Annotated in this window: 18 protein-coding genes; all 18 read left to right on the top strand. The window is 37.1% G+C overall.

What is annotated here, in order from left to right:
• Positions 1–4 precede the first annotated feature (4 nt).
• The 18 genes from ACNFU2_RS06330 to ACNFU2_RS06245 all read left to right on the top strand — a co-directional run bounded on the left by ACNFU2_RS06330 (position 5) and on the right by ACNFU2_RS06245 (position 14,729).
• Positions 5–493 carry an ecotin family protein gene (locus ACNFU2_RS06330; RefSeq protein WP_418124199.1) on the top strand — a complete coding sequence of 163 codons (489 nt, stop codon included), beginning with the start codon at positions 5–7 and terminating at the stop codon, positions 491–493.
• 256 nt (positions 494–749) lie between these two features.
• Positions 750–2,159: a TolC family protein gene (locus tag ACNFU2_RS06325; protein ID WP_418124197.1), complete on the top strand. Its 1,410-nt coding sequence runs from the start codon at positions 750–752 to the stop codon at positions 2,157–2,159.
• Positions 2,160–2,178: 19 nt separating this feature from the next.
• Positions 2,179–3,135: an HlyD family secretion protein gene (locus ACNFU2_RS06320; protein ID WP_418124195.1), complete on the top strand. Its 957-nt coding sequence runs from the start codon at positions 2,179–2,181 to the stop codon at positions 3,133–3,135.
• Between the two features lie 63 nt (positions 3,136–3,198).
• Positions 3,199–4,404, top strand: coding sequence for an ABC transporter permease (locus tag ACNFU2_RS06315; protein ID WP_418124193.1), 1,206 nt, complete (start codon positions 3,199–3,201; stop codon positions 4,402–4,404).
• Positions 4,405–4,613: 209 nt separating this feature from the next.
• Positions 4,614–5,069 (top strand): DUF1569 domain-containing protein, encoded by a 456-nt coding sequence (locus ACNFU2_RS06310; RefSeq protein WP_172278987.1) that lies wholly within the window; start codon positions 4,614–4,616, stop codon positions 5,067–5,069.
• Positions 5,070–5,200: 131 nt separating this feature from the next.
• Complete coding sequence (locus tag ACNFU2_RS06305) at positions 5,201–5,671, top strand: hypothetical protein (RefSeq protein ID WP_273648374.1); 471 nt, start codon at positions 5,201–5,203, stop codon at positions 5,669–5,671.
• A 39-nt stretch (positions 5,672–5,710) separates the two neighbouring features.
• Positions 5,711–6,082 (top strand): VOC family protein, encoded by a 372-nt coding sequence (locus ACNFU2_RS06300; protein ID WP_273648373.1) that lies wholly within the window; start codon positions 5,711–5,713, stop codon positions 6,080–6,082.
• An 8-nt stretch (positions 6,083–6,090) separates the two neighbouring features.
• A complete protein-coding gene (locus ACNFU2_RS06295) occupies positions 6,091–6,633 on the top strand; it encodes an SRPBCC family protein (protein WP_418124190.1) in 543 nt (180 codons plus the stop codon).
• A gap of 34 nt (positions 6,634–6,667) precedes the next feature.
• A complete protein-coding gene (locus tag ACNFU2_RS06290; protein ID WP_345987800.1) occupies positions 6,668–7,117 on the top strand; it encodes a VOC family protein in 450 nt (149 codons plus the stop codon).
• A 265-nt stretch (positions 7,118–7,382) separates the two neighbouring features.
• Positions 7,383–7,733, top strand: a complete 351-nt coding sequence (locus tag ACNFU2_RS06285) for a DoxX family protein (protein WP_418124189.1) — start codon at positions 7,383–7,385, stop codon at positions 7,731–7,733.
• Positions 7,730–8,152, top strand: a complete 423-nt coding sequence (locus tag ACNFU2_RS06280) for a hypothetical protein (RefSeq protein WP_418124187.1) — start codon at positions 7,730–7,732, stop codon at positions 8,150–8,152. Before ACNFU2_RS06285 ends, ACNFU2_RS06280 begins: the two co-directional genes overlap by 4 nt.
• A 29-nt stretch (positions 8,153–8,181) precedes the next feature.
• Complete coding sequence (locus tag ACNFU2_RS06275; protein WP_172278975.1) at positions 8,182–8,856, top strand: DUF2490 domain-containing protein; 675 nt, start codon at positions 8,182–8,184, stop codon at positions 8,854–8,856.
• 10 nt (positions 8,857–8,866) lie between these two features.
• The gene (locus ACNFU2_RS06270) at positions 8,867–9,871 is read left to right on the top strand and encodes a bestrophin family protein (protein ID WP_418124185.1); all 1,005 of its coding nucleotides are present in this window, start codon (positions 8,867–8,869) and stop codon (positions 9,869–9,871) included.
• A 75-nt stretch (positions 9,872–9,946) separates the two neighbouring features.
• Positions 9,947–11,560 carry a Na+/H+ antiporter gene (locus ACNFU2_RS06265; protein WP_418124183.1) on the top strand — a complete coding sequence of 538 codons (1,614 nt, stop codon included), beginning with the start codon at positions 9,947–9,949 and terminating at the stop codon, positions 11,558–11,560.
• A 22-nt stretch (positions 11,561–11,582) separates the two neighbouring features.
• Positions 11,583–12,011 (top strand): SRPBCC family protein, encoded by a 429-nt coding sequence (locus tag ACNFU2_RS06260; protein WP_418124181.1) that lies wholly within the window; start codon positions 11,583–11,585, stop codon positions 12,009–12,011.
• A 57-nt stretch (positions 12,012–12,068) separates the two neighbouring features.
• Complete coding sequence (locus ACNFU2_RS06255; RefSeq protein ID WP_172278967.1) at positions 12,069–12,452, top strand: VOC family protein; 384 nt, start codon at positions 12,069–12,071, stop codon at positions 12,450–12,452.
• Positions 12,453–12,487: 35 nt separating this feature from the next.
• Positions 12,488–13,510 carry a glutaminyl-peptide cyclotransferase gene (locus ACNFU2_RS06250; RefSeq protein WP_172278965.1) on the top strand — a complete coding sequence of 341 codons (1,023 nt, stop codon included), beginning with the start codon at positions 12,488–12,490 and terminating at the stop codon, positions 13,508–13,510.
• Positions 13,511–13,703: 193 nt separating this feature from the next.
• Complete coding sequence (locus ACNFU2_RS06245) at positions 13,704–14,729, top strand: glutaminyl-peptide cyclotransferase (protein WP_418124893.1); 1,026 nt, start codon at positions 13,704–13,706, stop codon at positions 14,727–14,729.
• The last annotated feature ends 84 nt before the right edge of the window (positions 14,730–14,813 follow it).

The following is a 14,813-nucleotide window of genomic DNA, read 5'->3' as shown; positions in this document are numbered from 1 at the left end:
AAATATGAAATTTTCAAAGACGCTAGTTGCGGGATTAGTCATGATGGTTGGAGTAAATACTTTTGCTCAAAAGAAAGCTGAAAAGTTTGAAAAATTGGAAATTGAAATGTTCCCAAAGGCTAAAGACGGATACAAGCAGGTATACATTCAGCTGCCTGTCGCTAAAAATGAAAAAGATCTGAAAGTTGAATATTTTGTGGGTAAGGAGAAAATGGTTGATTGTAATAACTATTTCATGATGGGGAGCGTAAAATCTCAGGATCTTCAGGGATGGGGCTACAACTATTATGAAGTGGAATCCAATGGAGAGACGGCCGGAACTTTAAAGGGATGTTTAAATAAAAAGGAAACAAAAAAGTTTATTTATATCAAACCGGAAATTGTAGGCTATAACAGTAGATTACCTTTGGTATTTTATGTACCTAAAGACCTGGAAGTACGTTACAGGGTTTTACGTCCGGACGCTGGAATGAAGAAAGCAGTTCAAAAGTAATTTCCAACTTCTAAATATAAAACTCCTCAGTTTTCTGAGGAGTTTTTTTGTGAAGTACTAAAAAGAATGGATTATAGGAAGGATCTTGAGATAGGTTATAGGAAATTATTTTACCCTTAAACTATATTTAAACGATTGTTTAATAAATGCTGTTGGAAGCCGATTACCATTGAACATCTTTTAAATTCACTGTACAGGAGAATTATTCTACGGGTTTTAACATTTTTTTGCATTATATTTGTTGTAAACATGAACCATGAAAAACAATTTATTGATTTTTGCCCTTGGTTTTTTTGTACTTCCAGCTTTTGGTTGGGCACAATCGGCGCCTGACTTTAAGGAACTTTTAGATAGTGCAATGGTTCGGGATTCGGATCTTAAAATGCAGATCACCCAAAATAAACTTACCGATCTTGACGGTCATAAACTGAAAGATATCTTCCTTCCGACGTTGGAATTAAGCGGGCAAGCCGGCTATCTGAATGCAACGGCAAGATTAACTTCTCCTGAAATTAATCTACAACCTTTTTTAACAATTCCTGAAGGAAGGTATAATAACAACCTTAATATTTCCGGTTTCTCGGGTATTGCAAAGGCAGATGCCAAAATGTTGGTGTACTCGGGAGGTAAAGTGAAATATCTTAAAAAGGCGATTGAAGAGAAAAAAGCATCAGAGGATATCCTTCTTGAAAAGACCAGGGATGACGTGGTAGCTGCTGTTTCTAAAGCATACGACCAGCTCGCCCTGATCCATCAGTCTAAAAATGTGTTGGATGAAAGTAAAAAGAGGCTGGACATCAACAGGAAAACAGCCGATAAAGCTCTAGGATACGGATTGATTACACCTTACGATCATAAAAAGATAGAGCTTGCCCAAGCAACCCTGGATGCTAAGATTGTAGAGTATGAAGGAAAAAAAGAGCTGCTTCTTACCCAGCTTTATATTTTAACCGGTATCAATAAAGAACGCCTCCGCCTGATAGAACCCGTTTTAACTCCTGTAGAAATGCTTTCCCGGGAAAAAGGAATCGAGCAGAGAGCCGAAATCAGAGCATTGGATCACGGAATTGTAGCCGCAGATTACAAAATTAAAGCAGAAAGAACATGGATGATCCCAAAAGTTCAGCTTATGGCTTCTGCATACTATATCGGGCTATATGGAAGCAGAGTCAAAACATCTGAAAATGTAATCCCCGCCATTCCTGCCCTTGGATATGAAGGTGCGCGATTGGACTGGAGGCCCACGAATATTAACATTCTGCCCTTGTTTACAGCCGGTATAGGTTTTAAATGGGAAATATTTGATGGAAGAGAGGGCAAGCATGCCGAAGAAACGGCGCGGATAGGTAAAGAAGTTTTACAAAACAAAAAAGAAGATGCCTTGAAAAAACTGACCTTAAACCTCGCGAATAATCAAACCAATTATGATATTGCCACGGCGCAAATAAACCTGAAAAGTAAAGAAAAAGAATTGGCAAAAAATGCCCTTGTACAGGCTGAAAAAGAATTCAGGTATGGGATGAGCAAATCTTCACAACTTATAGAAGCGGAAAGTGACCTTGAAGTTGCGGAACTTGAATATCAGAATGCGGTTTTCAACCAGCGCAGAGCGGGAATTGAGCTGATGAGGTCCACGCAGGAGCTGGATATCACGAAATTGTATTAACCCCACTAAAATTAAAATGATGCAAAAAAATATCTCTATACTATTTGGCTTTCTGATTTTATTGGGAAGTTGTGCACAGAAAAAAGAAAACCTCAATGATTCGGAAGGAAAAGCCAAAAAGGATGTTGTTTCATTTGCTCCTAAAGTAACCGGGAGGATCCTCAAAATCTATGTTACAGAAGGTCAGACCGTAAAAAAAGGCGATACCCTGGCATTGCTTGATGTTCCTGAAGTTTCAGCAAAAATTGCACAGGCTCAGGGAGCCGTAAGTGCAGCAACGGCACAGGAACAAATGGCTAAGAACGGAGCTACCGCAGATCAGCTTAGACAGCTTCAGGCTAAATATAAAGGATTAAAAGAGCAGTATGATTTCGCACAGAAATCTTTCAAAAGAGCCTCTAATATGTTTAGGGATAGTTTGATGTCTCCGCAGGCTTATGATGAAGTATATGCTAAATTACAGGGTGCCAAAGCGCAATATGACGCTGTAGTCGCGGAACTGGATGATGTAAAAAGAGGAACCCGTTTCGAAAAAGTGGAGATGGCTGCCGGACAGGCTTCGCAAGCCAAAGGAGCTTTACAGGAGGCGAATGTTGCTTATTCTGAACGTTACATTATTGCGACAAACGACATGGAAATAGAAACCATCAGCCTTAATGCCGGAGAGCTTGCGACCGCAGGTTTTGCTCTGTTTAACGGTTACATTCCCGAAAGTACGTATTTCAGGTTTACCGTTCCTGAGAGCGAAATAGCAAAATATAAAAAAGGGCAAACCGTTGCGATGCAGGTCGTTTATAATAAAGAAAACATTGAGGGGACTATTCTGTATATTAAGCAGCTGACAAGATATGCGGATATTACTACTGCCTATCCCGATTATCAGCTGCAGGATGCAATTTATGAGATCAAAGTAAAACCTAAGGATATGAATAAAGCTAAAAATATCCTCGTCAACGCCAATGTGATCCTGAAATAATAATGAAATACAGTCCGATGGCATTTTTGAAATTCCATAAGGCTGTTTAAACAGATATAAACAATGAAAGAATTTTTCCGTCTTTTAAAGCGCGAGTTTAAGATGTTCATTAAAAACTCCACCTTAAGAACCGTATTCTTTGTGGCACCGCTATTCTATGCCACATTGCTGGGGTTTGTATACAAAAGCGGAAAAGTAGAGCATACACCGGTTATTGTTATCGACAGAGACAATACTCCGTTGTCCAACCAGCTGGTGGAAATGTTGCAGGACAATAAAGGGATCCGGGTTTTGAAGTATGTTCAGGAACCATTAAGCATAAAAGATGAGGTCATTAAAAATGATGCGGCAGCCGTAGTAATCATTCCATCCAAATTTGAAGCTGGAATGCTGCAAAAAAAATATCCGGAAGTCAATGTTTACATTAATACGGGAAACGTTCTTACAGCAAATTTTGCCACAAAAGCACTTCAGCTGACGATTGAAACTTTTTCTGCGGGAGCATCGATAAAGGCTCTTCAGAAAGCCGGAATGCCGGCAACAAGGGCAGCTACCCAGTTTGAACCCTTTAAAACCAATTATATTACCCTTTTCAATACAACCAGCAATTACCTTATTTTTATGTGGCCGGCCATGTTGGCTGTAGTTTTACAACAGGTGATATTGCTGGCTATGGCCGTAAGTTTTGCTGCAGAATTTCAGGGAGGAACCTTCGTGAAAGAATATTATGGAATGAGGAAATGGGCATTTCCGACAATGCTGATCAAAGTGATACCGATCTGGATGTTTTCTATACTGATCGTGGGAATGTATTATTTCATGCACATGATTTTTAAAGTACCTATGCCTCAGGGGATTTTTAATTTTATAGTTCTGACCTCTGTTTTTGTGAGTTCAGCATCTTTCTTAGGTGTTTTTATCAGTATCCTGATTCCGGATGCCTTGAAGGCAACTCAAATTCTGATGGTTATTGCTTCACCTGCGTTTATTATCAGCGGATTCACCTGGCCATTGAATGCAATGCCTGCTTTTGTACAGTTTATTGCGAATATTATTCCTTTAACCCCATTCTTACAGGCTTTCAAAATATTATTGATTCAAAAAGGATCGGTAGAACTTACATTTCCCTATTTAAGGCATTTGGGGGTTCTTCTACTTGTCTATACTTTTTTAGGGTGGATTGCCCTGAAGATCAAATTATGGCTGGTATTCAGGTACGTAAAACCTGAGAATCCAAAAGAAGAAGATTCCTTCGAAGAAATCGGATAAATTTTTAAGCAAAATAAAAATTGACCAGATAAGTGCATCGCATCAGTTGCATCCCAAACTTAATCCATACCACGTACTTTGTAACCCCGTAACTTATACCTCAGACCCGGTATCCATATATCATCGCCCGGGTTTTTACGGTTTTTAAAAAAGGATATAAAATCATCAGAAAAAACTGATATATTTGTTTTCCGAACAATTAACAAACAATGGAAAACGTATTTGATGCAAAAGTTGCTCAGAATTACATCAATAGGATCAATAATCTTATTGAAGATACTCACGGTATTTGGGGAAAAATGATGGTGGATCAGATGCTGGCTCACTGTTGCGTTTCCTATGAGATGGTGTATGAACCGGAGAAGCATAAGAAGCCCGGAGCTATAGCAAAATTTATCCTGAAAAATTTTGTGAAACCTAAAGTCGTTAGTGAAAAAGCCTATCCCAGAGATTCTCCTACTGCACCCCAGTTTATGATTGTGGGAAGAAGGGATTTTGAAGAAGAAAAAAAGAGGCTGATAGGATTTATCCAAAAAACGCAACAACTGGGAGCTGAAGCCTTCGATGGAAAAGAATCATTCTCATTTGGTAAACTGAAATCCCATGAGTGGAGCAATATGTTTGCGAAACATTTAAATCACCACCTGGCTCAGTTCGGAGTATAACTTCGGATGAGTTAGAACCTGTAATAACGGGTTAAAATTACTCAAGGAAATATTGGCCTTCCCTACGCTGTCACAGAATTTCCTTTTATTGATATTGCTTACGTAATACTCAATTAAAAACAAAAAACAATATGAAAAAACTTGTACTACTCCTCATTCTTATTTCCGGTTTTGCTTTTGCTCAGATGCCTAATATTTCAAATGTATGGCTCAATAACAGTAAAGCATACTCCGGAACCATCGGAAATGATAAACAGGCTATAAAGCTCAAGATTAATATTTCAGAACAAAACAGAAAAAATGATCAGGAATATTTTGTTTCCGGATATTCTTTAGTGGATAAAACCTATTCTAAATTTGAAGGAAATCTGACGATTACAAAGTATAAGGACACGAAAAGAAAAGGAACTGTGTATGGTGAATATGAACTGGCAGAGGAGAATAAAGGCAAACATTCCGGTATTTTCAAAGGTAAATTTGTTTATACTTTTAAGTGGAATAAAGTGACTGAGAAAATTGAGTCCCCTTATATCGAATTCATTGGTGACTGGAAAAGCTATGATGGAACAATGGACTTCAAAACCCATATAACCAATCAGTAAAACTGAAGATAAAACTTGTTAATAAAATAAATAAGAAATATGAAGCTAGGAGTATTCTCGCTCAGTTTAAGTGTAAAAGATCTTCAAAAGTCTAAAGACTTTTATGAAAAGCTGGGATTTAGTGCTATGGGAGGAAACATGGACCAAAACTATCTGATCATGAAAAACGGAAGTACATTGATCGGTTTATTTCAGGCTATGTTTGACGGGAATATGCTTACCTTCAATCCGGGGTGGGATGAAAATGCAGAGAATCTGGAATCTTTCGATGACGTGCGTGAGATTCAGAAACATTTAAAAGAAAATAATATTCATCTGGAAAAAGAGGCTGATGAAACCACCTCAGGACCGGAGCATATCTTCCTAAAAGATCCCGATGGGAATATGATTTTAATAGACCAGCACAGATAGAAATACCTATGAAGATTTTAAAATGGGCCATGATCGTTTTGGCCGCAATACTGATAGTTTGGTTGGTAATAGCCGCCTTAATTTCCGGGGATTTCAAATATGAAAAAACCATAACAATTAATGCTCCTGTAGAAAAAGTATGGCAGAATACCAACACTTTAAAAGCAATGGATCTCTGGAGTCCATGGAACAGGCTGGATGCGGGAATGAAAAAGGAATGGAGCGGAACCGAAGGACAACCGGGTGAAAAAATGTGCTGGAGCAGTAAAAATGATAAAGCAGGAAAAGGGTGCCAGGAAATAAAAAAAGTAGATCCTTTCCTAAAAAGAATAGATACTTCAATTAAATTCATGACTCCTTACGAAAGTGAAGCAGATACTTATGTTATAGTGGCTCATGAAGGAAACGCAAGCAAGGTGACCTGGGGGTTCACCTCCCAAATTCCATACCCTTTTACCATAATGAAGCTGTTTATGAATATGGATGGTGCCATTGGAAAAGACTATGAGCAAGGGCTTTCCATGTTGAAAAGAATTTCTGAAAAGCCTTAAAACATCAGACAAACTCAATTTTAAAAAATACTTTATGGCAACAGTAAACGTTTATCTTACATTCAATGGGAACTGCAGGGAAGCATTTGATTTCTATAAATCTGTTTTTGGCGGCGAATATCCTTATATCGGAACTTTTGGAGAAATGCCTCCAATGGAAGGAAAAGAAACTCCGGAAGAAGATAAAAATAAGATCATGCATGTTTCTTTACCCATTTCTAAAGAAACAGTCTTAATGGGAAGTGACACCGGCGGAGAGTGGGCATCTCATTTTGTGGCAGGAAATAATATTTCTGTTTCCATTAATGCAGAGTCAAAAGAAGAAGCTACAAAATTATTCAACGGACTTTCAGAAGGAGGACAGGTGACAATGGCACTTGCAGATACTTTCTGGGGTGCTTATTTTGGTATGTTTACAGATAAATTCGGAATCAACTGGATGGTAAATTATGATGATCCGGCTAAAGCTCAGGTACATCCGTAACATTCATTTTTTGTATACGAAATATAGTTAAAAAGAACCGGCAGGAATTCCTGTCGGTTTTCATTTTATTATACATTTGCATTCCTGTTTTTTTAATTTTACAATGAACACTTTTTCGGAAGATTAAATAAGGAATTCATAACTTTAAACCCATTAAACAAAAGATGATGAATTTAACAATTATGATATATTGGCTGTAAAATAAGTGCCATCCGGATAAATCAGGTTCCTTCTCAACAAACTTTAACAATTAAAAACACAACATATGATTTTAAAAATACTCACCATTGTATTGATTGTTTTTGCAGTGTATATGGGCTTTAAACAAGGTATAGCAATGGTTTCCGGGAAACCTGAAATGCTACAGATGCTTGGCAGAATAGGAATGAACAATACCGCTGTCATGGTTTTGGGGATAATTACCATAATCAGTGCAGTGTTGATCGTAATTCCACAGACTTTTTTCTGGGGAAATTTTTTAATGGCGGGAACAATCTTGCTTATTATGGGACTAGAGCTTTTTAACGGGGATATAAAAGGTGCTTTGATAGAGCTTCCGTTCATGGGTTTGAATCTTCTTATTATTTTCTTAAATTATCCCTTTAAATTCTCATGAGAAAAATTATTTATTTACTGACGGTATTTTCCATGTATTGCGCATGTGCCCAGAAAAATGATGTTAAAACAACCCCTACTCAACAACAGACAAAAAATGATATGGATACAACAAAATTAAATGAAACGGTAAAGAAGGCTTTTGATGCATGGCAAAAAGGTGATGCGGAAACTTTTACTTCTTTCTTTACTGCAGATGCTAAATTGTATGACGATGGTAATCCAAGGGATTTTAAGAAATTCGTAAAAGATGCTTGTGGACACGAGAAATTTACTTCGATTGATACTATTGAAAATGAAGGTAAAACCATCTATGGACGGTTTCACACAGAAAGCTGGGGTGATTTCAGAACTTTTTTTAAATTTAATATCAACAGTGACGGAAAGTTTGACAAGTTGGAAATAGGTCAGGCTAATTAATTAATAAAATATAAACATAGAAGATTAGTATGGAGATTATAAGGTCGGTATCCCTCGTCATTTTTATTTTAGCAACAACACTTTCATTTGCTCAGAAAAATGATTTGGGGGCCTGGTATATGTATTTCGGGAATAATAAAATCAATAAAAAATGGAACTGGCACAATGAAATTCAGTATCGTAACTTTGATGCGGTTGGAGATCTTGAGCAGCTTTTAATCCGTACAGGGATCGGATACGATCTGTCGGAAAATAACAATAATGTTTTATTAGGATACGGATTTATTCTAAGTCAGCCCTATGTAAACGGCGAGAAAAAAGAAAATATTGAACACAGGATTTTTCAGCAGTTTATCACCAAACAACAATTTGGAAGATTTTATCTTCAGCATCGTTACCGTTTGGAAGAACGCTTTCTTGAAGAGGATTTCAGAATGAGGTTTCGTTATTTCCTGGGGCTAAATATTCCGATCAATAATAAAGAAATGCTTCCGAAAACTTTTTATGCTTCTCTCTATAATGAAGTTTTTCTTCACTTTGATAGCCCGGTATTTGACAGGAACAGGGTGTACGGAGCGTTGGGATATGTGATCAGTAAGAATTTAAGAATCGAAGCAGGGTATATGAATCAGCTCCAGGAGAATAGAAACAGGGGACAGATTCAGATCGGATTTTATAACAACATACCATTTAACAAAAAGTAAAAACACATTTATGCACTCAGGAAAAAGATTTGGAGCCCGTGAATTTGCTATGTGGACAAGGAGAAGTATCTATGTCCTTGCCGTTTTAGCAGCAATTCCTACGGTACTTTATCATTTCGGTTTAACATTCGTTTCATTTCCCTGGCAGCCCATTGCAATCATGGGAACAGCGGTAGCTTTCATTGTAGGTTTTAAAAATAATGCAAGTTACAGCAGGCTGTGGGAAGCAAGGCAGATTTATGGTTCTATTATTAACAACAGCCGGAGTTTTGGATATATTCTCAGGGATTCGCTCTCTGCTAAAGATCCTGCTAAAGTAAAAGAAATGTTCTCACGGCATTATGCATGGTTAACGGCATTACGTTTTCAACTAAGGGAGCCAAGGGCATGGGAGAATATGAATACGGTACAGTTTGACGAATACTCAAAAAAATATGACATTCCGGAAAGGCTTTCCAAGCTGGATGAAGAACTGAAACTTTATCTTTCTGAAAGTGAACTTCACTATATTCTCAGTAAAAAGAACAGGGCTACACAATTGATGGCTGCCCAAAGCAAAGAACTGTCGGAAGCTTATGCAAAAGGAGAAATTAATGATTTCCAATGGACACAAATCAATCAGCAACTGGTAAAGTTCACCGATGATCAGGGAAAAGCTGAAAGAATAAAAAACTTCCCATATCCCAGGAATTTTTCATCGATTACTACTTACCTGTTGTTGCTGTTTATTGTTTTTGTTCCTTTCGGATTGTTGAAAGAATTTGATAAACTGGGAGAGGAAACTTTATTGGAAGGGTTTACCATATGGTTTAATATTCCGTTTTCACTTTTGGTAACCTGGTGCTTTCATACACTGGATAGTGTGGGAGAGGCTTCTGTAAATCCTTTTGAAGGAAGTCCTAATGATGTTCCTATCACACAGATCAGCCGGACAATTGAGATCGATATGAGAGATATGCTGAATGAACATGACCTTCCTTTACCAATAAGTCCGAAGAATAATATTGTTCTGTAGGAAATAAAAAACACAATGACAAAAGAATTTATTTAGATTTCTAACCTAATATTAATTAAATAAAATCATAAATAAATGATTCACAATTACGTAATAATATCAATCGCAGTATTGCTGTCTGTGATGATATTAGTAATGATCGGGCAAAAACTGAAAGTAGCTTATCCTATTTTCCTTGTTATAGCAGGGTTATTGATAAGCTTTATTCCGGGTATGCCTCACATTGAAATAGAACCGGATCTGGTTTTTCTTATTTTTCTTCCTCCTATTTTATTTGAAGCCGCCTGGTTTACCTCATGGCAGGACTTCCATAAATGGAGAAAGCAGATTTTTTCGATGGCTTTCGGGCTGGTATTCCTTACTTCAATAGTAGTGGCGTATCTATCATCATCAATCATTCCGGGACTTACTGTTGCGATGGGATTCCTGTTGGGAGGAGTAAATTCTCCACCAGATGCTGTGGCAGCTACATCGGTACTCAGAAATATGAAGATCCCGAAGAAGATTACGAGTATTCTTGAGGGAGAAAGCCTGATTAATGACGCATCGAGTTTGATCGTATTTAAGTTTGCTTTAGCGGCCGTTATTTCGGGGCAGTTTATCTTTAGAGATGCTGTCCAGGATTTCTTCATTATGGCTATTGGAGGGATTGCGATAGGAATTGCGGTAGGTTTCCTCTTCGGAGCTCTACTTCGTATCATTCCTTCCAATTCCAATATAGACACTATTATCACGCTTATTGTCCCATACATCATGTATGTTGGTGCTGAACATTTTCATTTTTCAGGAGTATTATCTGTGGTAGCCGGAGGTTTACTGATGTCTTATAACTCTCATTGTTATCTGAGCCATACTTCGAGAATTCAGTCGGGTAATGTATGGAGTGTTCTTATCTTTTTGATGAATACCATCATTTTCATCCTCATCGGTCTTGAATTACCCATAGTAGTTGCTGCAATGCAAGATTATACCATCTCTGAAGGAATCTTCTATAGTGTGGTGATCGGTGGTGCCATTATTCTGACAAGAATTATCTACAGTTACGCATTAATGTATTTTCCAAGACTTTGTTCAAGAGAACTGAGGCTGAAGGTCCCCAAACCGGATTGGAGAGAGCCCTTTATCATCAGCTTTGCAGCAATGAGGGGAGTTGTTTCCTTAGCTGCAGCATTGTCAATTCCTGCATTTTTACCTAACGGAGATGCGTTCCCACATCGTAATATTATTTTATTTGTAACTTTCGTTATTATTTTAATTACTTTAGTGGGGCAGGGGCTTTTGTTGTCTCCTATTTTAAAGTTGTTGAAAATAAGTGATGCAGGAAGTGAAATACCTGAAGAAAAACAGGAGGTTATTTTAATGAGAAAATTAAAAGAAACCGCTTTGCAAAAACTGGATACTGATTTCTCAGATCTTGCAGAAAGAAACAGTCTTGTACGTCATCAGAAACATAAACTGGAAAATGAAATGATGATGATGGCAGATAAAGCCCAATGTATGGCTTCTACAGGAGATTACGTTTCTGCAATGAACGAGAATAAGGATGTTTTAAGACAGGTAATACAGGCGCAGCGAAATGAATTGCACCGTATGAAACGTGAAAAGATATTTGATGATCATGTGATGCGGACGATTGAAATGCAGCTGGATTTTGATGAAGCTAAAATTACCGGGTTTACCCACGGATAGATTTGAGAAATAAAAAAATAACATGAGTACACCTATTATTGTTCAACAGAAAGTGGATGCTTCACCTGATAAGGTCTGGATGGCATTAACGGATAGAGATCAGATGAAATCCTGGTATTTTGATATCTCTGATTTTGAATTGGAAATAGGAAAACAGTTTAATTTCTATGAACCCGGAAATGAAAAAAAATACCACCATCAGGGAAGTATTTTGGATTTTACCATCAATGAACGACTCAAACATACATGGTCATATCCCGAATTTTCCGATGCTGAAACTACAGTGATCTGGGAACTTCAGCCGGAAGATAGAGGAACAATGATAACGCTGACTCATGAAAACACGGATCTCTTTAAAAACCTGGGAGAGGGATTTTCAAAAGAAAACTTTACGAAGGGATGGAATGCGATCGTTGGAGAAAGTCTGAAATCCTATCTGGAAAATAAATAACAAAAACGCAAAGACGCAGATTGAGTGTCTTTGCGTTTTGCTTTATAAATTAAAAATATGATAAAATATACTTCTCTTCGTCCCATACTCTGGACACAAAATCTTGATGAAACCCTTGGCTTTTATCTTCATATCCTTGGGTTTAACCTGGTAGAAAGGAATGATGAATGGGAATGGGCAACGATCCGTAAAGATGACGTTGAGGTAATGCTCTCGAAGCCTAACGATCATGAAAAATTCAATGGAATAGGATTTACCGGCTCATTTTACTTTAACGTCGACAGTGTAGATGATTTATGGGAAGAATTAAAAGACAAGGCTGAAGTTTGCTACGAAATAGAAACCTTTGAATGGGACATGCGGGAATTTGCTATTTATGATAACAATGGGTACATATTACAATTTGGTCAACCCGCCAATCAAATTGGCAGAACGGAATAAAATTTGCTATTTTTGGGGAAATATTTAGAAATTCAATGAAAAAAAATATAATAGTTGGTTTTGCGGCGATTTTGATGTTGGCGTCTTGTAACAATGATAAAAAAATATTGAATAGTTTAAGTGATTATAACAATTCAATGGAAAGCAAAGGATATCACTTCGGGGATAAACTTGAACTTCCGAAAGATGTTGCAGATAATGCGGAAAGCGTAACCATCAGTTTTGGAGATAAGGAGACCTCAAACCTTGTGATTGATCCTAAATTTTTCACATTGGGAGATAATGCCGTTACTTTTAATATTAAAACAAAAGGAGGAGAAACATTAAATCAGGATGCTACGATCAATGTTTTTGCAAAAAATCCTGAAAAAAAGATCTCTTATGAAATCGTTGCAGAGTATCCGCATAATCCAGCCAACTTTGTGCAGGGATTTCAGATCGAAGGAAACACGATCTATGAAAGTGACGGGCAAAACGGGTCTTCACAAATCCTGAAGTATACTCTGGGCACAACAACTCCTTTAGCTTCAACAAAGCAGGCTCAGGAAGACTTCTCCGAAGGAAGTACGATTGTAGGAGATAAAGTATATCAGTTGACATGGCAAAGCAAAAAAGGATATATCTACGATAAAAGTTCATTGAAGCTTTTATCTGAATTTGCTTATCCGAACGTATTAGGAGAAGGGTGGGGACTGACATATGACGGACAAAACCTGATTGCTTCCGATGGAAGTAAATTGTTGTATTTCCTTGATCCGAAAGATCCTTCAAAATTGGTTAAATATATAGCTGTAGCAGGAAGCTCACAGGCTTATGATCAGTTAAATGAATTAGAATACCACAATGGGTTTATTTATGCTAACGTGTGGCAGAAACCTATTATTCTTAAAATAAACCCGGCAAACGGAGAAGTGGTGGGAACATTTGATTTTACAGATATTGCCAAGCAGAATACCAAGGGAAGTGATGATGTATTGAACGGGATCGCTTTCAAAGGAGAAAATATGCTGGTAACAGGAAAGAACTGGCCAAAAATATATGAAGTTGCCATTAAGTAATACAAACAACTCATTTAAAATTATATTTGAATAGCGCTCCCATCGGGCGCTATTTTAATGGAAAACAGAAAAGGAGGTTTTAATAATTAAATTTCCATATAACAAATAGGCGTTACAGCATGATGATGCCCAAAATGAAATTAGTACAAAGCAATAAATTTTGCTACTTTTGAGAAAATTATTTGGAAACTCAATGAAAGTAAATCCGATAGCCGGTCTTGTAGCGGTTGTATTATTAGTGTCTTGTAATAAAGATAAAGAGATTTTAAATTCTTTAAACGACTATAATCTTTCCATGGAACAAAAAGGCTATCATTATAATGATAAACTGAAAATTCCAGGGGATGTCTTAGAAAATGCAGAAACGATTACCATCAGTTTCGGGGATAAAGAAACCTCAGATTTAACCATTAATCCAAAGTTTTTTGGTCTTGGGGATAATGATGTAACATTTGTTGTTAAAACAAAAGGAGGAAAAACACTCTATCAGGATGCTACGATCAATGTCTTTGCAAAAAATCCTGAAAAACAGATGTCCTACCAGATTGTAGCAGAATATCCGCATGATCCGGATAACTTTATTGAAGGATTTACCTTAGAAGGAAATACGGTGTACGAGAGTGTCGGGTTGGAGAAATCTTCAAAGCTTTTAAAATATAACTTGGGAGGAACCGTACCCGTTAGTGTAACAAAACAACCAGCGGATATTTTTTCCGAAGGCTGTGCCACTGCAGGAGATAAGATATTTCAGTTAACCTACCGAAATAGAAAAGGTTTTGTATATGATAAAAGTTCTCTGAAACTGATTTCCGAATTTCCTTTGGCATCAGCGATGAAAGAAGGATGGGGACTAACCTATGATGGTAAGAATCTGATAGCGACAGATGGCTCAAAAAACCTGTATTTTTTGAATGTAAATGATCCTTCTATAATATTAAAAACAATGCCTGTGGCAGGAAGCGCTGAAGTGTATGATCAGCTTAATGAACTGGAATACCACAATGGATTTATTTATTCAAACATCTGGCATAAACCGATCATTTTAAAAATTAATCCTGTGAACGGAGAGGTTGTGGGTACATTTGACTTTACGCAACTGACAGCAGAAAATTCCGGAGATAACACTGAGCATGTTTTAAATGGAATTGCCTTTAAAGGTGATAATATGTTGGTAACAGGAAAAAACTGGCCCAAAATTTATGAGGTTGCTATTAAATAATTTAAAATAATAACAATTGAATCACGATTAAAATAAAGTGTGTAAATTGGTCATATTCCTTCGGGAAATCATATTAGTAAAAGA

It is taken from the genome of Chryseobacterium sp. PTM-20240506, from assembly GCF_048296755.1.
Classification (GTDB): domain Bacteria; phylum Bacteroidota; class Bacteroidia; order Flavobacteriales; family Weeksellaceae; genus Chryseobacterium; species Chryseobacterium proteolyticum.
The sequence above is the reverse complement of the archived record's forward strand: the minus strand, read 5'-3'. Positions and strand labels throughout refer to the sequence as shown.